This window comes from Nocardia sp. NPDC051321 (assembly GCF_044455225.1).
In the GTDB taxonomy this organism is placed as follows: domain Bacteria; phylum Actinomycetota; class Actinomycetes; order Mycobacteriales; family Mycobacteriaceae; genus Nocardia.
Genome location: NZ_JBITEM010000011.1, coordinates 258,420 through 279,544 on the forward strand (window position 1 = coordinate 258,420; position 21,125 = coordinate 279,544).

28 protein-coding genes are annotated in these 21,125 nt (G+C 64.3%); 6 read left to right on the forward strand and 22 right to left on the reverse strand.

The window, feature by feature from the left end:
• Positions 1–13: 13 nt before the first annotated feature.
• On the forward strand, positions 14–922 hold the full coding sequence (locus ACIA8C_RS27040; protein ID WP_397139365.1) for a nucleoside hydrolase: 909 nt from the start codon (positions 14–16) through the stop codon (positions 920–922).
• Between the two features lie 594 nt (positions 923–1,516).
• Complete coding sequence (locus ACIA8C_RS27045; RefSeq protein ID WP_397139367.1) at positions 1,517–2,356, forward strand: pyridoxal-phosphate dependent enzyme; 840 nt, start codon at positions 1,517–1,519, stop codon at positions 2,354–2,356.
• A gap of 29 nt (positions 2,357–2,385) precedes the next feature.
• Here ACIA8C_RS27045 and ACIA8C_RS27050 read toward each other — a convergent pair whose 3' ends face one another.
• The 7 genes from ACIA8C_RS27050 to ACIA8C_RS27080 all read right to left on the reverse strand — a co-directional run bounded on the left by ACIA8C_RS27050 (position 2,386) and on the right by ACIA8C_RS27080 (position 8,169).
• Entirely contained in the window at positions 2,386–3,165 is a 780-nt protein-coding gene (locus ACIA8C_RS27050) for an ESX secretion-associated protein EspG (protein WP_397139369.1), read from the reverse strand.
• Positions 3,162–4,355: a hypothetical protein gene (locus tag ACIA8C_RS27055; protein ID WP_397139371.1), complete on the reverse strand. Its 1,194-nt coding sequence runs from the start codon at positions 4,353–4,355 to the stop codon at positions 3,162–3,164. Before ACIA8C_RS27055 ends, ACIA8C_RS27050 begins: the two co-directional genes overlap by 4 nt.
• Positions 4,352–4,780 carry a hypothetical protein gene (locus ACIA8C_RS27060; protein WP_397139372.1) on the reverse strand — a complete coding sequence of 143 codons (429 nt, stop codon included), beginning with the start codon at positions 4,778–4,780 and terminating at the stop codon, positions 4,352–4,354. Before ACIA8C_RS27060 ends, ACIA8C_RS27055 begins: the two co-directional genes overlap by 4 nt.
• Before the next feature lie 95 nt (positions 4,781–4,875).
• Positions 4,876–5,556, reverse strand: coding sequence for a DUF3558 domain-containing protein (locus tag ACIA8C_RS27065; RefSeq protein WP_397139374.1), 681 nt, complete (start codon positions 5,554–5,556; stop codon positions 4,876–4,878).
• Complete coding sequence (locus ACIA8C_RS27070; protein ID WP_397139376.1) at positions 5,490–6,074, reverse strand: LppA family lipoprotein; 585 nt, start codon at positions 6,072–6,074, stop codon at positions 5,490–5,492. Before ACIA8C_RS27070 ends, ACIA8C_RS27065 begins: the two co-directional genes overlap by 67 nt.
• Positions 6,071–7,858: an alpha/beta hydrolase gene (locus ACIA8C_RS27075; protein ID WP_397139378.1), complete on the reverse strand. Its 1,788-nt coding sequence runs from the start codon at positions 7,856–7,858 to the stop codon at positions 6,071–6,073. The genes ACIA8C_RS27070 and ACIA8C_RS27075 overlap by 4 nt, the downstream gene beginning before the upstream one ends.
• On the reverse strand, positions 7,855–8,169 hold the full coding sequence (locus tag ACIA8C_RS27080; protein ID WP_397139380.1) for a hypothetical protein: 315 nt from the start codon (positions 8,167–8,169) through the stop codon (positions 7,855–7,857). The genes ACIA8C_RS27075 and ACIA8C_RS27080 overlap by 4 nt, the downstream gene beginning before the upstream one ends.
• A 123-nt stretch (positions 8,170–8,292) precedes the next feature.
• Between ACIA8C_RS27080 and ACIA8C_RS27085 the strand changes: the two genes are divergently transcribed.
• The 4 genes from ACIA8C_RS27085 to ACIA8C_RS27100 all read left to right on the forward strand — a co-directional run bounded on the left by ACIA8C_RS27085 (position 8,293) and on the right by ACIA8C_RS27100 (position 10,567).
• Positions 8,293–8,859, forward strand: coding sequence for a hypothetical protein (locus tag ACIA8C_RS27085; RefSeq protein ID WP_397139382.1), 567 nt, complete (start codon positions 8,293–8,295; stop codon positions 8,857–8,859).
• A gap of 104 nt (positions 8,860–8,963) precedes the next feature.
• On the forward strand, positions 8,964–9,158 hold the full coding sequence (locus tag ACIA8C_RS27090; RefSeq protein WP_397139384.1) for a hypothetical protein: 195 nt from the start codon (positions 8,964–8,966) through the stop codon (positions 9,156–9,158).
• Positions 9,159–9,422: 264 nt separating this feature from the next.
• Entirely contained in the window at positions 9,423–9,665 is a 243-nt protein-coding gene (locus ACIA8C_RS27095) for a hypothetical protein (protein ID WP_397139386.1), read from the forward strand.
• A 341-nt stretch (positions 9,666–10,006) separates the two neighbouring features.
• Positions 10,007–10,567 carry a hypothetical protein gene (locus ACIA8C_RS27100; protein ID WP_397139388.1) on the forward strand — a complete coding sequence of 187 codons (561 nt, stop codon included), beginning with the start codon at positions 10,007–10,009 and terminating at the stop codon, positions 10,565–10,567.
• Positions 10,568–10,590: 23 nt separating this feature from the next.
• On the opposite strand, the gene ACIA8C_RS27105 is transcribed toward ACIA8C_RS27100, so the two are convergent.
• The 15 genes from ACIA8C_RS27105 to ACIA8C_RS27175 all read right to left on the reverse strand — a co-directional run bounded on the left by ACIA8C_RS27105 (position 10,591) and on the right by ACIA8C_RS27175 (position 20,985).
• Entirely contained in the window at positions 10,591–10,917 is a 327-nt protein-coding gene (locus ACIA8C_RS27105) for a hypothetical protein (RefSeq protein ID WP_397139390.1), read from the reverse strand.
• Between the two features lie 307 nt (positions 10,918–11,224).
• Positions 11,225–11,902 carry a hypothetical protein gene (locus ACIA8C_RS27110; RefSeq protein WP_397139392.1) on the reverse strand — a complete coding sequence of 226 codons (678 nt, stop codon included), beginning with the start codon at positions 11,900–11,902 and terminating at the stop codon, positions 11,225–11,227.
• A gap of 151 nt (positions 11,903–12,053) precedes the next feature.
• Positions 12,054–12,434, reverse strand: coding sequence for a hypothetical protein (locus ACIA8C_RS27115; RefSeq protein WP_397139394.1), 381 nt, complete (start codon positions 12,432–12,434; stop codon positions 12,054–12,056).
• A 199-nt stretch (positions 12,435–12,633) separates the two neighbouring features.
• A complete protein-coding gene (locus tag ACIA8C_RS27120) occupies positions 12,634–13,656 on the reverse strand; it encodes a GAF domain-containing protein (protein WP_397139396.1) in 1,023 nt (340 codons plus the stop codon).
• A gap of 249 nt (positions 13,657–13,905) precedes the next feature.
• Positions 13,906–14,724: a hypothetical protein gene (locus ACIA8C_RS27125; RefSeq protein WP_397139398.1), complete on the reverse strand. Its 819-nt coding sequence runs from the start codon at positions 14,722–14,724 to the stop codon at positions 13,906–13,908.
• Entirely contained in the window at positions 14,724–14,930 is a 207-nt protein-coding gene (locus ACIA8C_RS27130; RefSeq protein WP_397139400.1) for a hypothetical protein, read from the reverse strand. The genes ACIA8C_RS27125 and ACIA8C_RS27130 overlap by 1 nt, the downstream gene beginning before the upstream one ends.
• The gene (locus ACIA8C_RS27135; protein WP_397139402.1) at positions 14,927–15,316 is read right to left on the reverse strand and encodes a hypothetical protein; all 390 of its coding nucleotides are present in this window, start codon (positions 15,314–15,316) and stop codon (positions 14,927–14,929) included. The genes ACIA8C_RS27130 and ACIA8C_RS27135 overlap by 4 nt, the downstream gene beginning before the upstream one ends.
• Complete coding sequence (locus tag ACIA8C_RS27140; RefSeq protein WP_397139404.1) at positions 15,313–15,783, reverse strand: hypothetical protein; 471 nt, start codon at positions 15,781–15,783, stop codon at positions 15,313–15,315. Before ACIA8C_RS27140 ends, ACIA8C_RS27135 begins: the two co-directional genes overlap by 4 nt.
• The gene (locus ACIA8C_RS27145) at positions 15,780–16,079 is read right to left on the reverse strand and encodes a hypothetical protein (RefSeq protein ID WP_397139406.1); all 300 of its coding nucleotides are present in this window, start codon (positions 16,077–16,079) and stop codon (positions 15,780–15,782) included. Before ACIA8C_RS27145 ends, ACIA8C_RS27140 begins: the two co-directional genes overlap by 4 nt.
• Positions 16,080–16,229: 150 nt before the next feature.
• Positions 16,230–17,576: an AAA family ATPase gene (locus tag ACIA8C_RS27150; protein WP_397139408.1), complete on the reverse strand. Its 1,347-nt coding sequence runs from the start codon at positions 17,574–17,576 to the stop codon at positions 16,230–16,232.
• Complete coding sequence (locus tag ACIA8C_RS27155) at positions 17,573–19,090, reverse strand: hypothetical protein (protein ID WP_397139410.1); 1,518 nt, start codon at positions 19,088–19,090, stop codon at positions 17,573–17,575. The genes ACIA8C_RS27150 and ACIA8C_RS27155 overlap by 4 nt, the downstream gene beginning before the upstream one ends.
• A 101-nt stretch (positions 19,091–19,191) precedes the next feature.
• Complete coding sequence (locus tag ACIA8C_RS27160) at positions 19,192–19,389, reverse strand: hypothetical protein (protein ID WP_397139412.1); 198 nt, start codon at positions 19,387–19,389, stop codon at positions 19,192–19,194.
• Positions 19,386–19,754 (reverse strand): hypothetical protein, encoded by a 369-nt coding sequence (locus tag ACIA8C_RS27165; protein WP_397139414.1) that lies wholly within the window; start codon positions 19,752–19,754, stop codon positions 19,386–19,388. The genes ACIA8C_RS27160 and ACIA8C_RS27165 overlap by 4 nt, the downstream gene beginning before the upstream one ends.
• Before the next feature lie 29 nt (positions 19,755–19,783).
• A complete protein-coding gene (locus tag ACIA8C_RS27170; RefSeq protein WP_397139416.1) occupies positions 19,784–20,020 on the reverse strand; it encodes a hypothetical protein in 237 nt (78 codons plus the stop codon).
• A gap of 5 nt (positions 20,021–20,025) precedes the next feature.
• Positions 20,026–20,985, reverse strand: coding sequence for an AAA family ATPase (locus ACIA8C_RS27175; RefSeq protein ID WP_397139418.1), 960 nt, complete (start codon positions 20,983–20,985; stop codon positions 20,026–20,028).
• Positions 20,986–21,125 lie beyond the last annotated feature (140 nt).

Below are 21,125 nucleotides of genomic sequence, written 5' to 3' on the forward strand. Positions count from 1 at the left end.
GGAGTGAATATCGATGTTCGATTCCCCCGACGAATCCGTTGCTGTACCCGGCGGCGCACCGCCGCGAAGGGGCTGTGGCGCTAGCACGGGGTTGGTCGTGCTGGACACCGACACCTTCTACGACCCCGATGACACGGTGACGCTTGCTATCGCACGCACGCAGCCGAACCTTGTCGTCATCACCTCCGACGAAACCCGCGGCCGCCGCGCGCGCATGGTGCGCCGGATACTGGATTTGATGGATCGGCCCGAGGTGCCGGTCTTTGCCGGTGTAGACCTCGGCGGTGAACATCGTTTCCTATTGGACGACCATCTCGAGGGCACCGCACCGCAATCCGACGACCTCACCGTCCTCGCGGAGATCTGCTCGGCAACCGATGGGCCGATCCGATGGGTGGGGATGGGGCCGATGAGCAACATCGCGCGCCTGCTCAGCAGTGCGCCGGAATTGACTGAGCGCATCGTCCTCACGCAGATGGGCGGATGGTTGGATCGCTACCGCGACAAGACGCGCGCATCTCACAACTTTCACACCGACCCTGTCGCTGCCGGACTGGCCCTGCGGGTCGCGTACCAGCCGCGGCTAGTGCTGTCGGATTTCACCAACGTCTCCCAAATCGAGGTCACTGCCGACTGGGCATTTATCCGGCACCTGCGAGCGCCGGGCGCGCCGGCATGGGCCCGGTTGGTGGCGGCGAACTTCGACGCGTGGTTCACCCGTCGACCGAGTAGCCGGATGCACGACCCGCTGACTTTCGCTGCAGCACTGGATATGCCATTCATCACGTTCAAGAACGAGACCGTGCGGATCGAACAGGACGCGCGGCTGTTCCGCGACCCTGCCGGACGACCAGTCTCGGTGCCGGACACGGTCGACTACGACAGCTTCCTCGAATGGATGCACGAGGGGGTGCGCTGGTGAACTGGCGTGATCGGCTCGCTCTACGCATAGCTCACCGATCGAGCGGAGCCCCCTACATCCGGGCAAGCTGCCACAACCCTGTCATGTTCGAGAACACAGAATTTGACCGCCGCACCCTACGGCTGTACTCCCATTGCGGGCAGCCATGTTTCGATGACCACGGCCGACTGGTGCGCGTCGTCTGCCCGGCAGTCTTGTGCGGGCCAATATCGGTGCACAACAACCAGATCCAGGAGCACCAAACCTGGGACCACCGCCCGTGCATGTGGAGCGGATGGCACATCATCGACGACGGCCAACCCAGACTGGGCTGCGCGTCATGATCATCACTAAGCCATCGGGATCAGATACAGCTCAGTATGGCTTCGAAGGCCAAATCGTGACCGCTCGTATCGGATACGACTACCGCGACGCCGCGAATGACAAATCCGACAACATGATCGCAGGACCACGTTGATGGACGGCACACCACAAGCGTTGAGCTACAACGATATCCGGCTAGCCGCAGAATCCATTGCTGGAGCAGTCCGCCCGGTCACACTGGCACCGGTCGACCCCGGTGCCATCGCCAGCGGCGGCGTCGGGCAATGCCAGGTGTGGCTGGCACTGGAATTCATGCAGTTCTCCGGCTCGGTAAAGCTGCGTGGCGCACAGAATCTCGTCTCGACCCACCGTGCGGACGCCACGCTGCCCGCGGCGGGGTTGACGATCGCCTGCGCTGGTAACGCTGGGCTCGCGTGTGCATGGGCAGCCAAGGCAACTGGCACACGCGCGGCCATCTTCGTACCCGCCACGACACCGCCGCGACGAATCGACACGCTCCAGGCCCTCGCCGCCGATGTGCGCCGTGCCGGTGTGCTCCAGACCGAGGCTGAGGCCGCTTGCCGCGAATACGCCGCCTCGTCCGGTGCATTACTGGTCGACGCCTCGCAGGATCCGTTGTTCACCGCGGGCATGGGAACTCTGATGGTTGAGATCCACCAGCGGATACCGGATCTCGACACGGTCGTCGTCGCCGCCGTCAGCGGCGGACTATTCGCCGGGATCGCCACGGCAGCAAACAATTTCGGTGTGCGCGTCGTGGCTGTGGAACATCAGGATTGTCGTGGGCTACACGCTGCGCTCGAGTCGAGACGGGTTCTTGAGATCGGCATCGACTCGATCGCTGCGGACACGCCCGGTGCGCACCGGGTCTCGGCGATGGCGCTGGATGCCGTCCAGCGCTTCGACGTGCGCTCGATCTTGGTCGGCGACAACGACATTGCCGCTGCGCGGGACGCACTGTGGGAGCACCGGCGCTTGATGGTGGAGCCCGCTGGCGCGACCGCGCTCGCGGGACTGTTGACCGGCGCCTACACACCGGAGCCCGGCGAGAAAGTGTGCGTGGTGTTGAGCGGCGCGAACATCGACCATTGGTTACCGCCGTTCAGGTAGCTAGACCATCCGGAACGGCGGCGATTGGTTCAATGCGCGTATTCACCGAGTTCCTCGATGTACCCACGGTATTCGGTGATGGCATGGTCGAGCAGTCTCGCGATGACGCCGCGCAGCGCTGCGTTATCGGCTGGACGAACCGTCAGCGTTCGAGCGCCGGTCTCCATGTAGCGGCCCTCCTCGAGGTCGTACCACCGGACCGTGCCGACCTTGCGTGCCGGTGCCGGGCCGTTGTGCCGGGGACCACGAAACACCGTGATCAGCCCCGCACCAACGGCATCGCCGCCGAGCAACCGCTGATATCTCTCGCGAGGGGTCGACTCGTTGGTGTAGCGGACAATCGGCTGGGCGTCCGGCTTCAAATCGGCGGCCTGGAACGTTTCCGCTGGCCGTTGCCCCGGCTGGTGTTTGGGCAGCAGCTTGGCCAGCACGGCGGGCAGTTTCTCGGCCGAGGTCACTGACACCTCGATCCGGGCGCGTTTGGTGAACTGGACCGCCAGTGCGGCATGCCGCTGGTGGCGGGCAGCCGCCACCCGGACCGGACCGACCTCGTCGTAGAACCCGTGAACTTCCACCCACGCCTCCGGATCGGTCAACACCGCGAACGCCCGCCTGAGCAGATCGGCTTCTTTCCAGTCCAGACGCCCCTGCTCGGACCAGTTGCGGCGCACCTGAGTCCAATGCTCGTCGCGTTCGTTGACGTGGGTGAACCGGCTCAAATAGTCCAGCGGGTACAGCATCCGATCATTGGCAGGGCCGAACCATAGGGCAGCGAATTCCTCGTCATCGAAGGACCAGGTGGCCATCATGAACCGAGGGTCGGCGGCACGTACTTGTTTTTACCGAGCAGCTCGACGGTATTGGACTCGTGGGTCAGATCGATCTTCTTGTCTTTCTTCTCCCGCTCCTCGTCCTTTCCGCGCCCAGCGCCGGGCGCCGTCATGCCCGGCGCACCACCAGATCTGGTCGAGGCACCACTTGCCGGGGTACCCGACCCGGCAGCGGCAGGTGCGAGTCCAGGCGGTGCGCTCGGCACCGCAGGACGCGACACCCCAGGCCCCGCTGGAGTCCCGGTGCTCGACGGGACACGACTGTTGGATCCGACACCGGAACCGAGATTGGGCCGACCACCGGGGTACGCGGGACCGCCCAGCGGCGTGACACCGGGGGTGATACCCGGAGTGATTGCGGGACTGGGCGTTTGGGCTGGGGCTGCCGGAACATTCGAGGGTGTGCGTGGTGACACCGAGCGACTGCTGTCCGAGGCCGGCTGGGTCGTGGCGGTCGGCGGCTGCCCATCCGTCGCCGCAGCCTGCGTGTGGTCAGGTGAATTCTGTACTGGGACATCGGCACTCGGTACCGCTGCGGCGCTTGGTTGCGTGGCGACAGTTGCGCTGTCCTGGTTGGTCTCGTTCGGTCCGGCCGGAGCTGCGGACGTAGTGGGGCCGGTTACTGGGACCGGGGCTGGGCCGTCGTTGATGGGTGAGACCGCGGGTGGATAGGTGGGCAGCTTGGTGTCCTGGTGCATGAACCCAACGACGTAGCGCTCCTGCATGATTCGCCGGGCTTCGGCCTGCGCGGTATCGGCTTGCCGTGTCTGGCGGTCGTATTCGACCGGGTCGGTCTTCTGGTCGGCGGTCACCTGGACCACCGGGGGAAGAAACGACTTTGTCATTACCGCTGTGGTGGCGGTGTTCACGACGACCGACGCGGTTTGTTCGAACAGGGCGACGAGCTCTTCCGCCTCGCTGCCGTACTGGTTCACGGCCGTGGCCGCATTGTCGGCCGCCGCTCCGGTCCACTTGCCGTCGACCGCGGAGCGCACGGCGTGGACCAGGGCTGTGGTGGAATCGCGCCACATTGCGCGCGCTTGACCCCAGTTCGTCACCATGTCGTGGGTCGCGTTCTCGATCACGTCGAAGGCGTCTTTGATCTGCTGGTGAGTCAGCGCGTCGACGTTCTCGGGGTTGGTGATTCCCGGCGGGTCGTAGTCGGTCACCGTCCGCCTCCGTGCTCAGGTCTCTGCGCTAACTTCAATTCCTTAAAGCGGGCCGCGAACTCAGTGTCTGTCTGTTCATATCGCTCACGGATCGACTGGAACAGAGCTTGCAGATCGCTGGCGGCCTCGTAGTGCCCCTCTAACGTGTCGAACGCGTTGTTCGGGCCGGTCATGGCCTTTTCCCTGAATCGGCGCACCAAGGTCTGAGCGGACGTCAGGAGATCGGATCGTTCACCCACACCCCATAACTCGGCCTCATAGATTTTGCGGATGACGCGCTGGATGTCGCGGATCTGGGTCTTGCGTTCCTCGCACGCCTTATCGAGGGTGATGAACGCCGCCGGATCGGCCGTTAACGCCAGGCTGCCGCTCTTGGCCTGCTCTATCAACGGCCCGAACACCGGGCCTCCGCTGTCGTCGGTCATTTCGTCCCCTTCGCCGCCGTGCACACCGCTACGGGATTTGACGCACTAGTCAGCAGGTCGGTTCCATACATCATGTCATCTGGGCATTGATCCGCTCACGCCCTCGGGGGGATCGCTGCGACGACTTGTTCCGCGAGGTTCGTCAGCAAACCACACGTATCGAGCTGCCCGGTCTTCTTGGCAGACTTCTGATTCGAAAGATCGAATTCAAGTGTGCCTGAAGCCAACTCGACGTTGAGCACACAGCTGGTCGAGCCCAGTGACGGGAACAGGGTGTAGAACGCCGCCCGTCTGCTACCGAAGACCCGTTCACGGTAGGTATCCGGATACTTTGCCTTGATCTGGTCGAGAGTCAGGTTCGTCGTCACGATCCGCGCGTCGTAACCATCGCTGACTTGGTATCCGCACCCAGTCCAAGTAGTTGATGAATTCTTGCTGTTCTCCGGGCCACGGTTCTCTAGTCCCTCCGCACTGAGCACGCTCTGCGGGATGTCGGTGCAGGGATCGAACTTCGCAGACTCGACTCGCGAGGAGGATGCCGATGAGGACGAGACCGTAGCTCTGTCTCCGCCGGTGTTCGTGCAGCCCGTTAGGATCAGGGCAGACGTGCACACTGCTGATGCTCCGATCGCAGCGAGACGACGGGGCCGTGTCGGTGAAATGGCCTGGCTTGCAACGTCTACCACATCGGCTCGCTTCCTATCGGAACTCACTGGGTCGGCCGCGCCGAGGTCGATGATGTTGCCGCCTCTGCCCCGGCCTTCGGCAGCCGACATCCGGTCCTGGCAGTGATCACAGCTGCTGCCTGTGTGCTGATCCCGAACGTAGTTCCGTCGTCACTGAAGAACCGGACGTCATGGTGCCCGGCCTTGTTTTGAAGCACCTGGACGTGTGTGGCTTCGAACGAGGCTGCGACAGTCCGGGTGGCGTCCTCGATGCGGGGCCAGTCTTGTTCGGAGATCGGCGTGTCGGAAACGTAGTGCTGGAGAATCGCGCGTTGGCCGTAAGTCTGGTCGTAGGGCTTGTCGCACCCCAGCGTTGCTCGATCACGATTCCACGCCCACTGCAATGCCGGGTTGATCGCGCTAGCAGCGGTCGCGATCTGTTCCACTGCTTGCTTCAGCCGCGCTTCGGTATCCTCCAGTGACGGAAGCGTTTTGAGAGTCTCCGCTGCTTTCGTGGTGTCATCGGGTGGGGTTGGTTCGCCATACGGCTTGTCGGTCAGGCCGCACCCGGCAGTGAGCGCAATCAGCGCGATCATGGACGCGCGACGCCACTGCTTGCGTGTGGTCATCGCGCCGGCACCACGTTCTCGGGCAGGCCTGCGACGATGGCAGCGACGTTATAGCCGGTGATGCGGGGCTGGTTATTGCTTTGTTGGGGGTATTCGCTATGTCCGGAGGCTCCATCGAGCCATCGGCCATCGGCGGTGAAGCCAGCGTGGGTGTCGAGCTGGGTGAAGTTGGTGTTCTTGGCCGGGTCTGGACCGAAGTCTCCGTATCCCGCGGCCTCGCCCGCGTACGCGGCGCCGGGGATGGCGATAGGGAACGCACCCGGCAGGGGCACTTTGGCGATCGCGGGGCCGTCTTGGGTCCATCTGATCGGGTCGTCTTCGGCGCGCATCACATAGCCGTGTCCCGTCTGCAGGCCGAGGTCGGCTGGGCTGTTGGCTTCGATGCCGGGCGAGCCGTAGACGACCATGTCGATGACCGGATGACCGCCGGGCTGCTGCAACGCCAGGCCCGTGGTCAGCGAGCCGTATGAGTGTCCAACAGCGGTGATGTGGGGTGGCTTGTCACCAGAGTTGGCAGCCTCGAGGCCGTTGTAGAACCGGGACAGATCGACAGCACCGGCGCGCGCTACGTCATCGCGTGCGACTTCGTTGCCGCCGACGAGACTGTTGGGATCGGGCCAGCCGGGTATTTGGGGCGGGTCATATCCGATCCACGCAATAGTGGACACCGTTTCGTTCTTCCGCCCTTTGTCATCGAGCTGCTTCTGCGCTTCGTCGCGCAGGTTGGTCGCTTCGTTGGACATACCGCCGATCGAGTCTCGGACGGTGGTGTTCAATCCGGGGGCGGTGACGGAAATGTGGTCGGCCTTGTCCGGGTCACCGACAGCGATGGCTGCCCGGCCCTGCCGACCGGAGTACATGTCCAGAAGCAACAGCTTGCGATCAGGCTTGCCGTCCACGGCCTTGTCGACGGCGTTGAGATCGTTGAGCCGGTTGCTGATGTCTTGGTAGTCCTTGGGATCCGCACCCGCGGCCTGAGCGGTCGTGATGGCCTGCTCGAGCGTGGCACGGATTTGGGGGATCTGGTTGCGGTTGGCTTGGTCACGGGCCGAGGCCGGGATGCCGTCGCGGTTACCGATCTCGGCAGGGTGGTTGGTGATGAAGTCGCGTTGCTGCTCAGCGGTCAACGAGTTCCACCAGTGCCGGTTCTCATCGACGGAGGCGTCCTTGGCGGGTGGCTTCGGTGTCGGCTTGACCCAACGCGGTGGACCGAAGTCAGGAGGCGTCGGTAGGTCTTTGAACGCTTCCTGGATCGCGGATTCCGCGCGGACGTCCGCGGTTCGGAGATCGGCAAGAGCCTTCTTGAGTTCGTCGGTGCGAAGTTTGGCGTCGTTCTTCAGCAGCGACAGCATCTGATTGGCTTTGACCACACCGACGCTGGCGACCAGGGTGGTCCACTGCTGCGTGGAGACGCTGACGGTGCCGTCATCGGCGACGGTGTACTTGTTCGCTTCGGCGTCGCTGGCCTTGTTGACCACCACGAACCGGTGTGAGGAGATGTTGCCAGCGGCGCCGCGGGCCGCGCCCGCACCGTTGGCTAAGGCGTCGATGACCTTGGTCGCGTCGTTGTTGACCTGTGTGAACCGGGCACGCATGGCATCACCACCGTCGCCGATCCAATAGTCGTGTGATCCATCCACCGCCGATACCGAGGTGGTCATGCGGGCGCGCAGGGCTTGGGCGGCCAGTTGCCATTCGAGAGCCTGCTGGTCGAACGCATTGGGTTTCCAGTTCTTGACCTGAGAAACCGTGAGAGCCGTCAACGGCGCCAGGTCTGGACTCACCGGACACCTTCCGCGACTGCCTCCACCTGATCGGCGAAGCGTTCGTCGGTACCGGTGTAGGCGCTCAGCGCCGCAGTGGTGTTGACCGCCATCTCGGACAAAGCCTGCGAGACCAGGTGGGCGGCGTGGTGTGCGACGTCTGCGGCGGGCTCGCACATTGCCGCTGCGACTGATCCGGCCATATCGGCTTTCACCTGCTGATGCGTGCCCTGAACCTGGATAGCACCGACGTCACTGGCCGCATCGGCCAGCTCATTTGCCAACGCGCGTACCCGGCCCGGGTCGAGATCGAGTTTGTCGTTGACCCCCATGAACGGCACCCCCCTCGCTGCCCCTGCCCCAACAGGAACGCTGGGGATATCCTGTCCGAACGGCATACGCCGCATCCTGGCGATTCTGCCATATTCTGGTCATCCGAACAGGGGAGGATGTCGATGACTGCAAACATGAACACGGTCGAGATGCTTACCTTCGCACTCAGCGAGCGACGGAGCATCGCCTCGGATCCGACCTGCTCGGTCACTATCGAAGTGACTGCCGACGGTGCAATCCATTCGATCCGACTCTCCGACGCCGGCCGACAGCTCCCCGCCGAACAACTCACCGAGACGATCAAGCAGCTTCACGCCACCGCAACAGCCAAAGCCCAGCATGCCGTCAAGGACGTCGTCGCGGGATTCGGTGACGACAGCGCGGCGCTCTCGCCGGTTGTGGCGGACGAGGGAGTAGATCTCGCAGGGAGACCCCACGCAACGGGGACGAGCCCAGAATCCGCTGGCATTTCAGCCGAGAACCGTATCGTCCACCCACCGTTATCGTCAGCCCCGATGCGCCCGCCGACGGCCGCCTACTCTCCGCCAAGTGCGGCGGCGTCCCCATCTGTGCGACAGCGATCGGCAGATGTCGTCAACTACGACGACGAAGACGAGTACTACCGCAATTTCAGCATCACCCAACAAGACGACTACCGCTCCCGATCGAACCGTCCAGAAGGCCGATAAATGGGAGATGGCGCACGGCCATCCAGACAGCTCGCTTCGTGCCAGGCTTGGACCTTCGGCTATTGGGTCGAGCACTGTGCGTCCTTCGGAATACCCAGGCCATGGTGAAGATCCTTCCCACCGCGTCGGGGTGCGCCGCACCGACGCTGACCTTCGAATCCGGTTTGGTCTCCGACTGTGTGTGGCGTGAGGCATTATGTGCCACAGCGGTATTGAGGGGACAGCTCGGTAGCGGGGTGGACGAGATGCAGGGGTTCGTGGTCGCGGCGCTCGGAGCGTTTGCGGGTGGGCTGTTGTGAGGCAAGGGCGTACCCGCCGATCCGGCGCGCGCATGTCACCGCAGGGCCCGCTGCTCTGACTCGAACCGCCCCAGAGCGGTACTGCGAGAGCATAATTGCGATGGTGCGGGGGCACGTTATCCCACCGTCTCATGGAGATCGAGGAGAGCGCTGGTGACCTGGCTTACGACTGTGTTGGCTGGCGCTGCCGGTGGGTTGGTCGTTGAGGCGGTCGCTTTCTCGTCGAACCTCAACGAGTACCGGCAGGCGCGTAGGAAAGCACGGGTGGCGCGACGGAAGGTGCTGCCGTCCTGGAATCGGTACTTCGACCCGGTGCCCGACGCTGCTGCTGCCACTGTTCGTCTGCTGCTCGGGGCTGTCGCGGGTGGCTTGTTCCACGGTCAGGTCAGCACCGCGTTGGCCGCTGTTGCGGTCGGCGCCTCGGCACCGACGTTGCTCGGGCAGCTCGGCGCAGCCCGGTCAGTGGGAGAATTGACGGAGCTGACCGAGCAAAAGAAACCGCAATGACAAGCACGAAGGCCGCGCACCTGTACCGGGCTGCATACGCCCGGCTAGTCCCCGTGCCTTCGGGGACGCCACGGGGACGAGACGGTTACACGTTCCTGCAACGGTTTTGGGCATCACTTACTCGCTACCGCCTTCCCGAACGGCCAGCAGAACTCGGCCCCGCCGGAGCTGGCGAGTGTGACGGCGCTGCGCCGTCTCGGCACGATCCGACCGCGAATCTCAGCTCTCGGATCCCTTTACACCAGCGGCTGCCGCTTCGAAGCATGCTTCGCGGCTGGCTAGACCAGGTCCAGGAGTCATCCGACCATCTGACCGCGCTGGCGAGGCAGCTATACGAGACAGTGACACCCCAGAAGCACCCGTCGCCGAGTGGACTGTGGGAGTGGTTCGACGCGTGGCAGACCCGACGCGAGCACGCGCATCTGCTCGCCGATCAGGCCGGTCAGGTGCTCGCCGCGATCGAGGACCTGTACCAGTCGGGCTTCTTCGACATGGCGCCAGACAATCTGCAGAGTGCATTCGAGGACCTCGGCCTAACCCAGGCCCAGGGCCGCGACCACATCAGCAGCTTCATCGCCGCCAGTGTCCGTTCCGACACCCGGCCCGAGGACCTGCGGAAGCTCGCTGCCGCGCTGAACATGTGGTGCACCCATCTCCAGTTCACCCTGGAGCGAGTCTACGAAGTACTCAGTGATGTTCGCGGAGCAGATCTGCGCGAGACAGACATCCAGACCCCAGACCTTGACGGACTGCGCTGGTCCACCGATACGCTTTGGCCGCCGAAATGGCGCGACCAGATCGTCCACATGTCCGTCCCTCGCGGGCCAGGAGAGTTCGAGATCGTCGACGACGGGGGCCACGATCACGAACCCGCTGACTGGACCTCGTCGCCGCGCAGCTGAACCGGGTACGCCTCGCAGCCGGGCTATTTGAGTCCGGCGGCAATAAGGACCGTACTGACGCTGCCGCACGCCGTAGGGTCATCGAGTCGCAGCCCCAGCGCGTGTATCGGCTCGCCGGCCTGCGCGGCCAGGCTCAGAGTCGCATCGATCTGGTCCACGGTCAGACCGGCGCGGTACTGGTCTAGGACGTATCTGGTGTAGTCCAGGCAGTATGCCTGGACTGTCGCGACGGTGACCCGTTGGGCGGTGGAGACCGGTTGGGCTTTGTCGGTTCGCTGCGCGGCATCTACTGCGAGCAGCGCCGCCCCGGCGATCACCACCAGTACGAGAACCGCTGCTACTGCGGTCACGACCTGGGCCATCGAGCTTTTCGGCCGTCCGACAGCTTCAACAACAAGAGGACGTCCAGCGCGAACCCCCATGACGGCACCAACCCCCTCTACCGAATCAACAGCGAGACAAAGCATCCCATTGTCGCGGGTGCGAATGTTCGTAAACGACCGTCTGTCGAACAGGATCGTGGGTCGTCGCCAGCCGGTGTTCCGCAAGACCTGGTGTTCGAGAGCACGTTGCTCGACGACGGCAAAGAATCCAGCTCAGCCGTATTCGACCGGATCGCCCTGCCGGTACGGACCACAGCACCCCGAGGCATCCGGGTTATTCGAGAACGCCCGAAGGAAGCTGACATCCGAGTGCGGCGGCGAGGAGCCTGTAGTGGGTGGGTGCCCAACTGGCGCGGCAGGCTTGGCAGATGCAGCCTGCTGCGGTGACCTGTAGGGCGGCTTGGCGTACGAGTTCGCCGGAGGCGTCGGGGCGGTGGACGGTGCGGACTGCGCATGCCGGGCACGCTACGACCAGCTCCCACCGGTGTACCGGCTCGAGTAGTGCCTTCCCGGTTTCGGCCCAGTGCATCAGCAGAGAGATCCACGCGTGGACGAGCTCGAGGTCCTCAGGTGCCCACTCGGTCGCGGCAAGCTGGTTGAGGCGGCGCACGGTCTCGGATTGACCGTTGTCGTGGCCGGAGTCGGGACACCACGAGGCGACGGTGGTGTCGATGTCGGTGAGCCAGTCGAGTCCTTCGACCCAGGCAGGGGGCAGGCTGCGTGGCCGCAGGGTTCCGCCGTCGCCTTGGCGAGCAGCCAGCTCGGCGCGGATCTCGTTGTACACCGATTCGCTGTAGCCGCTTCGGATTTCGCCGTCGGCGTCGGTGTGGCTACGCAGCCGGTGTCCGATGAGGGCGTGGATCGCGTCCTCGAACTCATTGGTAACGACGGCCTGTCTCTCAGCGCCTGTGGTCGGCCAGAACCGGGCGGCAGTGCGGGATTGACTCGACATTTCTCTACTGTATCGCGCTTCGGTAGATATCGAGTGTTGCACTTCGGCCGCCAGTGGACGTATGGCGTCGCGAACCGCGAGTGATCATCGTTGATCCTTCGCGGTTGGCTCGACCGAGTGGGCAGCGTTTCGGAAGTGGCAATTAGGTTGGTCAGCTTGCTTTTTCGAGTTCGGCTTCCATGGCGGCCAGTCTCCGGTACTGCTGGACACAAGCGGCATCGACCCAATGGCCGAGGAGATTGACCGCTTGCTCTTCGTTGCAGTGGTAGATGAGCATGTGCGCCTCGGATGGGCTGAGGCCCAGTAGTTCGCGGGCGAGGACTGGTACTGAACGCAGTTTGCCTCGCCAGGAGACGAAGCCACAGACGGGTACCCATACGGCACCCACCAGAGTGACGGTCCATCCGGCGACGCTGTGCGCTATACCTTCCGGGCGTTCGTCGGCCCAGACGGTGTGGTCGTGCAGGTGGGGTTTGGCGCGCAGGGTGTGCAGGACCAGTGCTGCCAGGGGCAAATTCAGCAGGGCAGGCACCGGCACCTCCGGGCTGAGGACATCGTGAACCTCCAACTGGCCGAGTCGGTCGGCCGTGGTCAGTTGACCCGTCGGCGCCCCCCGAGTTCGGCACCGCGAGCACTATTCGGGATTTCCAAACGAATGCCGCGGGGGGCGGGGCCAGATGCGCGCTACGCGGGGCCATACCCCAAACACTGGATTATAAACCTGGGATCTATTACGCAGGAGCATCTTCCGGCGAATCCGGTGTGGCGTGGGACACTCGGACCAGCGCGGCGGCGACTTCTGACTCGCGGGTGAGCAGGACGCGCTTGGCGTCGACATTGACTACGGTCCATTCACCGTGAGTGTCACGCACCCGCAGGGAGCCGGTGGCCGGGCCGAAACGCAAAGCGCGGGCGATCTCACGGGCCAGGGCTACGTCATCGGGGTGCAGGGCTGGATCTCGCTCGGGGTTGCCGGTGAGTTCCCAAGCAACGCCGGGCATTTCGCGGGTAAGCCACCGGTAAGCGGTGAGGGTCTTGAGGTCAACGAGTGCATGGTAAACGCCGGGTTCGGCGTTGAGTTCGGCGTCGATCAAGGCTTGGGCGAAGGTATGCGGTGGCAGTGGGGCGTCCTCGTTGTCACCTTCGGTGATGTCGTGGGTGATGCCGTGGATGAACCGGCGGCCGTCGACCAAGGCACCGCGTGCGCACCAGTTGATGTCGCGGCGAACTCCGTCGTCTCGCGTGATCTGCCAAGTGGTGGTGTGAAAGACGGTGTTCTCGTCGGCGACGAGTGCCGTGGCCAGGGCTTCGGCCTGGTCGTCGGCGGAGGAGACATGGCGAAGTGAGGACACCCGCGAGATCTCCGGCATCCGCCGTTCCGGGGCGACAGCGTAGATGTCGTGCATCTCCGATGTGGCCAACGCGGTCATCTTGTCGAGGTCCCAATCCCAGGCACCCGAACGGGTCCGCGGTGGTACATTCTGCTCCAGGCGGCCTATCCACAGGCGTACGCCGTGAACCATGTTGAGTACGTTGATGATCGGCTCGGCGATGACATGCTCGTCACGGGTGCGGGAGAACTCTTCCCATCGTTGGCCGGTATCACGCACGTGGCCAACTGCGCGGCGCGCCGTGCGCAGCGCATCACGACGCAGGACTTTGTCGTACGGCTTGAGATCTACGGGCTTGCGCCCGATCGCCATCACTGTCGGCTCGTCACGGATGCACTCGATTAATAGCCATTCCCCATGCATAGAGTCACGCTAACGCAAAACTGGACGGTTGTGCAGGGACAGCCACATGACCGAAGTGCAGACCACGCAATGAGATTCGACGTGGTTGCGCTGAGCTAGCCGTCAGCATCCGGTCAACGGAGGATCTATGACTGGGCACTGAACAGGCCCACCACCCTGGTTGAGAGTGGTGAGCCTTCGCGGTTCAACCGCCGTAGATCAGCCGATTAACCGATATCAGGGCCGAAGCTCCTGTCGTCGGCTAACGCCTCAGTCGGCTATCGCGATGACCATTTGCCCAGTGATCTGCTGGACGAACAGATCCGGGTCGACTCGCCCGTCCGCGTGGTAGCGGGCTCGCAAGTTCGGGCCGACTTCGACGATGACACCGTGCTCGTCGATCGCTGCTTGATAATGACTGATGTCCTCCTCGGCGAGGACGCCGTGCCAGTGCCCATCAATCAAGAGCCGTTCGCTGATGGCGGGTTGTGGGGTTCCGGGCGGGTGGTAGCGGAAGATCGCGGTCTCGAACTCTGGCCCGTCGTCGTCGATTGTTCGCTTGACGTGTGAGACGAACACATAGTTCGTCTCCCGCCACGGCCGCGAGAGCCGGTAGGTCCAGATCTGGGCGCGGTAGTGCTCGGCGTTGCCGTGGAACGGGATGCGGTAGGCGCACCCGTCCGGCGGCACCGGGTCTGGTGGTGGCTCGGTCTCAACCTCGGTCGTGTCTGTTTCGATCAGCTCGATGATGTCGATCTGAATCGGAATCGAGATCCTTCCTCGCATCGCCAGAACACGTTGGAGGAGCGGCTGTACGGGCCCGTGGAACTGGGAGCCGGGACAGAACACGGGGCTGTCGTCGGCGGCGTAGTCGTAGGCATTCAGGGCTGCCTCGCAGTCCGCGCAGCCGCAATACCGTAGCCGCAGCATCAGCAGCTCGATGCGGACGGGCAAGGAGTGCCATTCCTGGGGGCAGTGCGGGCAGTACTCGACGGTGCCGCTGTCTGGTTCGCGGGCTAGTTGTTCATCGACCAGGGCGTCGATAGCGTCGACAAGGATCCGGTCGGGGGTCGGATTATCGTGCGGCATTAGTGGATTCCGAGTTCGTCTAGTCGTGTCTCGATCGCTTTCGCGGCTTCGTCGGGGTCGGGGCGCAGCGCTTCGAGGAGGTGGACTGTGCCGTCGAAGTCGCGGCAGGTGGCTCTGGCGCGCCACCGTTCGGGTTCGTCGCGGTCCGCGGGGAAGTATTCGATGTCGATCACTGTGCAGGTGCCTGGCTCGATCGGTGCTCTCATCGGCTGCTCCCGATGACACCTTTGATGCGCAGGTCCGCGAAGGTCATGGCCCACTGCCAGGGATGGACCTTGCTCTCCTGTGATTGAACGATGTTGAGCCACAACAGGTCTTGACCCCAGATGTCGAATCGTACGAAGTGCATGACGGTGCTCGCCGCGCTCAGGGCGAAGGCATCGTGCTCGGCCAGGGCGTCGGGGTCAGCACCCAGATCGAGCAACGCGCGCCCGATCAGCCGGGAGCCTTGCCAACCGCCGTCGGCGTCACGCACGACGTAGCGGTTGCCCTGGGGATGATTGCGGGCGGTGGGGGTGATGGCGTCCGGGGTGGTCATGACGAGTTCGCGGACCTTGGAGACCAGCGCGGTCGCGGTGATGGTGGAGCTCACAGCCGCCCCTTGTCGATGGCCTCGACGGTCTCGGTGAGGTCCTCGAGGGTGTTGGTGCCCAGAAACAGCTGGGCTGCTTGGGGTTCGGTGAGCCCGAGGCGTAGTTTGGCGTACACGCGGGCCGACAGAAGCTTGCCGGTGGCCATGTTCCGCGCTGTGGTCAGATCGGCCTCCAGTTGCACCGGAGGTCGGGTCGTGTCATCGGTGAGACCGGCGGTGCGCAAGGTCATCGAGTCATAGGCCCAGCCGACATCGGGATCGAGTTGCACGACCCATCCGGCGAAACACAGTGCGGTCCGGCACACCGGTGTGCCGGTGTCGGCGTAGACGACGGCGTCGATATCGACGGCCCGATACACGTCCTGACTCCATTCCAGGCCGGGATGGCGACGCTGATCGGGCAGGGCGGCGATGGTGTCGAGAACTCGGCGAGCGAACCGGATATCGGGTGTGGCGCGCCGGATCATGACGGCATCTCTTGCCGTACATCGAACTCGGCGCCGAACAATCGCCCAGCGGTCAGCAGGCGCACCGGCGTGCCCGGCAGCCAGGTCGCACCGCAGCACGAGCAGAACCCGGTGTCGCGCTCCTGGCCGTCGACGACAGTGAGCCCAGTTTCCAGGGTGTGACCTGCGCAGGCCGGGCAACGGTCTCTCGAAAGCAGTTGTGACACTGTGGATATGACTCGCGCCTTGACCGGCAAGCCGTCTTCTGAGACATGATCGTGCCCTGTAGGGCAGCGTAATGCCATGACGATTTTCATCGTTTCTCCCGTAGATGCGATATTCAATTCACATGCAGGGGATCGGTGGTGCTAGCCACATGAAATCCCCTGCCCTCCATCCTATTTCAAATTTGATTCGGGCTCAATACCTCAATTCGGTTGCAGGACAATAGATTCACGAACTATCCTCTATGCGAATATGCCTCTGCTTCGGCATATCCGGAAGTAGTTATCGCCCGGGGTCCATGGCAGCCCGAACGTGGAGTGGTAGAGCTCGTGCGGGAACAGGCGTTCGTCGCGCGCGTAACGCCATTGGCGCAGGTTCACCACACTGGGATGTTCGTCGTCCTCGTGCCCGCGAGCCGGGACCAGGCCGTAGCCGAACTCGGGCCAGCGCAGCAGCAGCGAGGACCCGATGGGACGCACCGAGCGTGAACGTCCGTCGGCAGCATGCGGAATATGTCCCTCGAGCACGAGGGCGAACCGGTATTTCACCCGTAGCCGATCCAGAATGCGCACCAATTCTCGTGCGCCCTCGGCGGCCTCGGTGTCGAGTCCGTTGAGCCGGTACAGCGGGCCGGCGACGACGAGGACGGGCCGGTGCGCGGCGATGGCGGCTTCGATGCGACGCAGCTCGCGCGGATCCTCAAGGCGCACGCCGTCCGGGCGGGCCTCGATGCGCAGTTCGTCGGTCCAGTCCGGGCGCGGGTGGTTCTGCTGCGCGCACACCGCGTCGATGCGCGTGACCAGGTCGCGGTAGCGGCGGCGCAACTGGCCGGGCAGGTTTTCCGCATCGATCACCAGCACCCGATGCGACGTACTGTGTGGCGCTCCGGCGCCCAGGATCGGGGCGGCCAGGAACGGGTGCAGGCCCGCGGTCACCGCACACGCGATCTGAGCCAGCAGCATCGACTTCCCGAGCCCCTCGATGCCGGTGAGGATCATCCGGTCCCCGTACTCGAACAGCTGCGGAATCAGCCAATCGTAGGAATCGCTCCCGGCCAGCAACTCGGCTACCGAAGGGGGTAGCGCTGCTTCGCCGGGCGCGGCGGGGTCGGTGAAATCCAGCTCGAGCCCCTCGCGCGCGCGGGCCACAACCTGACCAGTTAACGACAGGTCGCCGTTGCGGTGCAGGACGTGCAGTTTCTGGATCATTCGGGTGGCTTCCCCGACGGCGGTGCGCGCGTGCCACAGCGTGATGATGCGATCGGCGAAGAAGGGAACCGATCCGGGGACGCCTTTGCCGAGCAGCTCGAGGGTGATCAGGCGTAGGCGTCCGGTGTCGGCCCCGAGTTCGCCTCTGCTGCTTGCTTTTTCCAGCACGACGACCGGGTCCGCGGGTTGCCCGGTGCGCACGAGTTCGACCATGACGGCGTGCAGCAGTTGGTGGGCGGGCCGGTAGAACGCTTCGGTGGGGATCTCGGCAACCATGGCCGCGACGTCGGTGTTGTCCTCGGTGTAGAGCGCCGCACCGAGGATGTGTTGTTCGGCGTCGATGTCGCACATCTCGGGCTGGTCCCACTCGCCGCCGGTCATGCGGCGACTTTCGCCAGGCGCTCACGCAGTTTGGAGGCGGCCCACATGCCGGTCTCGCGCATGGCACGCAGTTCGGTGCGCAGCAGGTCTTGGTGTGTGCCTTGGCTGAGCATGGTTTCCAGTTCGGCGCGCAGGGCTTCACGGGCGGGGCCGGGTGGGTTGCCGCCTTGGCGGGTGATGGCGTCGATGTGGTCGCGGGCCAGCCGGTAGGCCATCGCCCGCACCTCACCCGCGCTGATCGGGTCCGGTGTGGGCAACGGGTTGTGCGCGGCCGCCGTGCGGCGGGCGTAGCCGTTCTGGCCGTGCGGGTCGAAAAGCCGGTCGATGTCCGGGTTTTCGACCACGTCCCCGCTGGCGAGGTATTCGGCGCGAGCGTCGATCACCGCTTCGGCGCGGTCGAGTTCGGCTTGGGCCTGGGCGTGGCGGATCGCGCCGGCATCCGGGTCGGCCAGGACCTCGACGGCATCGGGAGCCAGCCGAGCCAGCACGCGGCGGCGCAGCGCCTGGGTCGCCGGGACTTCGGGCGCGGCGGCGTTGAGCCGGTCAGCGACGTCGTCACCGCCGTGGCGAGGACGCGGTGCAGGCCGTGGTGGTGGGAGTGGTTTTTCCTCCCACGCGTCAGGTTCGTAAGGGGGGAAACCTACTGGAGTAGAAGTATTTATGACTTGTGAATTGTGAGACGCGCCCGCGTTGCTAGCCGGAGCTCTGGCCGCGACGCTAGCGGTTTCGCTAGGCCCGTCTCGCCGGTTCGCGGCTTTGGCCAGCCCTCCTTTTCTACCGGCTGACCTGGCCTGTTCGGCCCGTGTGGTGGGGTCGAGGTAGTGGGTTTGGTGACGTCGGTAGTCGTGCATGGTGAAAAAACCGTGACCGCATGGTGTGTTCGGTGTGCATGCGCCGTGCTGGCACGGTGCCGCTGTGGTGCATGCGTGGTGCTCCCATGATCCGGCCGTGGTGAGCGCATCACGGATGCGTGGTGGCGCGATCTTGCGTGCCTGACCGTCAGCGATGACGCCGTTGGTGCGGTTGCGGGCACAGTAGATCCACAGCTCGATCAGCTTCAGCTTCGTCACCGGCGTCAGGGGTCCGGTCTTGCGGTTCTCCAGGAAGTCGACACTGAGTTTGAGGTAGCCGCGTGTGTCCTTACCTCTGGCCGAGGCTGGGCCGGGGACGGTTTGGTGGCGCTCGTAGTCGTGCATCGTGAAGAACTCACGACCGCACGGCACGGACGGTGTGCACGCACCGTGCTGGCACGGCGTCGCGGTCGTGCAGTCATGCTGATGCCAGCAGCGGGCAACGGTGAAGACTTCGCGGATACGGCCGGGCACCAGCCGTCGCGCCTGGGCGGCGGTAACCCTGCCTTCGGTGCGGTTGCGAGCGCAATAGATCCACAGCTCGAGCAGCTTGAGTTTGGTGACCGGCGAGAGCGGTGCGGTCTTGGGGTTCTCGAGGAAGTCCAGCGCGAGTTTGATGTATCCGCGGGTGTCTCTGGTGACCTCGCGGGCTTGTACGGGCATGCGGGTACTCCGAAAGTCATTGCGCGCCAGACTGGCTCGACGCCACAGGAGTGTGACGTGGAGCCGGTCGGCGTGCCACGGGCACGAAGGGGTGCGTGAGTTCAGTTCAGTGGCTCGACCTCACGGGACTCGTGTTGGCCGTCATCCCAGCGGCGCTCGGTGACCTGCGCGCTTCCGCTGCCGCTTTCCACGATGTAGCGGCACTGCCACAGCACGCGGCTGAGATAGCCGTCCTGGTCGATGATTTCGTCGATGACCGCCCAGTCCTGGTCGTCACCGAACGGATCAGCGGCCCTCACGACTCGGCACCGACAGGGGTGTAGACCGGCGTGCGCCGGGGCCGCTGTGCACGTGATTGCGAGGAGCGGATGCGGCCGCGTTTGAGCGCCATTTGCACCAGCATCAACGCGATTCCGCCATCGAGGGTGTGAAGCTGTTCGAGGGTGAACGACTCACCAGCAGTGATGAACTCATCGAGCCGATCGGCGATCCGCTGCTCGGCCTTGGACAAGACCAGGCAGTCGTACCGCAAGATGCGAGTACGCAGCGTGGCCACGGTCAGGCCGAGGCGCTGCGCTATCGCCTCGTGGGTCATGTTCGCCTCACGCAGGAACCGGTACTCGGTGACGAAGATCCGCTGGGCGTCCTCCTTCGACATCTTCACCCTGTCGAGCGAAGGACGCCCGCGGCCGCTCACGCCGACCTCGGTTCGGCCAGCCCGGACAAGTAGGCCCAGTAGTCGCAATCGAACCAGCGTAGCGGTCCGGAATCACCGTTGAGCCGAAACCCTTTGTCCGCCAGCAGGTGCGGTTTCGTCTGGGCGCGCCACTGCCGCACCAGCTGCTCGGTGACGCGGAGCCGTTCGGCGATCTCGGCGATCTCGATCAGCCCGTGTGTGCAGGCCGGTTCCTCACATTTCGGTGTTGCCATCTGTTTCACCCCCTTCCCTCGGTGTAGTCGTTGCCGCCTTCGGCCGCCGCCGCGCGTTGTGCGGCCTGCTTCTGCTCGACGGCCTCCATGGCCGCTTTGATGGCCACGATCAGCTCTCGCAGCGTGGTGGGGGTGCCCTCGTGGTCGACGGTGGGCGCGCCGAGCATCCGATAGGACTCGATCTCGAGGTAGATCTCCCGCAACTGCGTCATCTGCTCGACATCGAGAATCCGCTGCCGGAACTCCGAAACCGTCGGCACGGCATGACCGGCGTCGAGCCAATCGGCGATCTGGGTCGCGAGTTCGGCGCCGGGTTGGGGGATGACCTGGTTGGCCAGGAACGGCAGCCGGGTCTTGGAGATGTGCAGGTTGTTGCGCAGATCCAGATCACCGACGATGTCGAACTCGTATTCCAGCCCGTCACGCTGCACCGGTTTGGTACCGACCTTGCGAGGTACCGCGCCCCTTTTGCTGTCCTCCTCCACGAGGTACTCGGTCTTGGTTCGCAGCGTCACGATCAGATGCCCTGGATAGGTGAGCATCGCTTCGATCATCTTGCGTTCGTCAGGGGTCACTTCCTTCCAGCCCGAGAAGCTGTTGGACCCTGATTTGCGGCGATCGACCTGTTCGAGCATCCCGTCAGGGCCGAACCAGTAGTGCGACCACGAATCGAGGATGAACGGGTTGAACCCGCGCCCGGCAGCAGCACCGAGTATCTCGACCAACCCCAGCGGTGAGAACTTGTCCGGCTCGATGGTTTCCCACTGCCAGCCGTTGAGTCCCTGATACAGGCTGGCGCGGCCGTGCTCGGTGTCGACCATCCCGATCACCGACTTCTCCCGCTGCGCCCATTCCCAGGCCATCGCCAGCGCGGTGTAGGTCTTGCCCGCACCAGACGGGCCGGCCAACGCCAGCCGCGCCGGGGTCTTGCGCCGCACCGCGGGCTTGAACTCGATCGCCATCATGACCGCCCGGTCAGCGGAAACATGGTGTGCCCGTCTGCCGACTTCGTGGCTGACGGGTTAAACTGAACTCGCATAACTACTCCCGTAGATGTGCGCCGACCCGGCGGAGTGCTAGCCCGCCGGGTCAACTATTTCTTCTC

What these genes read in the sequence shown, in the direction of transcription:
- ACIA8C_RS27040 (WP_397139365.1), top strand. Translation starts at nt 14, where the DNA reads ATGTTCGATTCCCCCGACGAATCCGTTGCTGTACCCGGCGGCGCACCG.
- ACIA8C_RS27050 (WP_397139369.1), bottom strand. Translation starts at nt 3,165, where the DNA reads ATGATGGCCACCTGGTCCTTCGATGACGAGGAATTCGCTGCCCTATGG.
- ACIA8C_RS27060 (WP_397139372.1), bottom strand. Translation starts at nt 4,780, where the DNA reads ATGACCGACGACAGCGGAGGCCCGGTGTTCGGGCCGTTGATAGAGCAG.
- ACIA8C_RS27065 (WP_397139374.1), bottom strand. Translation starts at nt 5,556, where the DNA reads ATGTCGGCTGCCGAAGGCCGGGGCAGAGGCGGCAACATCATCGACCTC.
- ACIA8C_RS27070 (WP_397139376.1), bottom strand. Translation starts at nt 6,074, where the DNA reads ATGACCACACGCAAGCAGTGGCGTCGCGCGTCCATGATCGCGCTGATT.
- ACIA8C_RS27080 (WP_397139380.1), bottom strand. Translation starts at nt 8,169, where the DNA reads ATGGGGGTCAACGACAAACTCGATCTCGACCCGGGCCGGGTACGCGCG.
- ACIA8C_RS27085 (WP_397139382.1), top strand. Translation starts at nt 8,293, where the DNA reads ATGACTGCAAACATGAACACGGTCGAGATGCTTACCTTCGCACTCAGC.
- ACIA8C_RS27110 (WP_397139392.1), bottom strand. Translation starts at nt 11,902, where the DNA reads ATGTCGAGTCAATCCCGCACTGCCGCCCGGTTCTGGCCGACCACAGGC.
- ACIA8C_RS27120 (WP_397139396.1), bottom strand. Translation starts at nt 13,656, where the DNA reads ATGCATGGGGAATGGCTATTAATCGAGTGCATCCGTGACGAGCCGACA.
- ACIA8C_RS27125 (WP_397139398.1), bottom strand. Translation starts at nt 14,724, where the DNA reads ATGCCGCACGATAATCCGACCCCCGACCGGATCCTTGTCGACGCTATC.
- ACIA8C_RS27130 (WP_397139400.1), bottom strand. Translation starts at nt 14,930, where the DNA reads ATGAGAGCACCGATCGAGCCAGGCACCTGCACAGTGATCGACATCGAA.
- ACIA8C_RS27140 (WP_397139404.1), bottom strand. Translation starts at nt 15,783, where the DNA reads ATGATCCGGCGCGCCACACCCGATATCCGGTTCGCTCGCCGAGTTCTC.
- ACIA8C_RS27145 (WP_397139406.1), bottom strand. Translation starts at nt 16,079, where the DNA reads ATGAAAATCGTCATGGCATTACGCTGCCCTACAGGGCACGATCATGTC.
- ACIA8C_RS27150 (WP_397139408.1), bottom strand. Translation starts at nt 17,576, where the DNA reads ATGACCGGCGGCGAGTGGGACCAGCCCGAGATGTGCGACATCGACGCC.
- ACIA8C_RS27155 (WP_397139410.1), bottom strand. Translation starts at nt 19,090, where the DNA reads ATGCCCGTACAAGCCCGCGAGGTCACCAGAGACACCCGCGGATACATC.
- ACIA8C_RS27170 (WP_397139416.1), bottom strand. Translation starts at nt 20,020, where the DNA reads ATGGCAACACCGAAATGTGAGGAACCGGCCTGCACACACGGGCTGATC.
- ACIA8C_RS27175 (WP_397139418.1), bottom strand. Translation starts at nt 20,985, where the DNA reads ATGATGGCGATCGAGTTCAAGCCCGCGGTGCGGCGCAAGACCCCGGCG.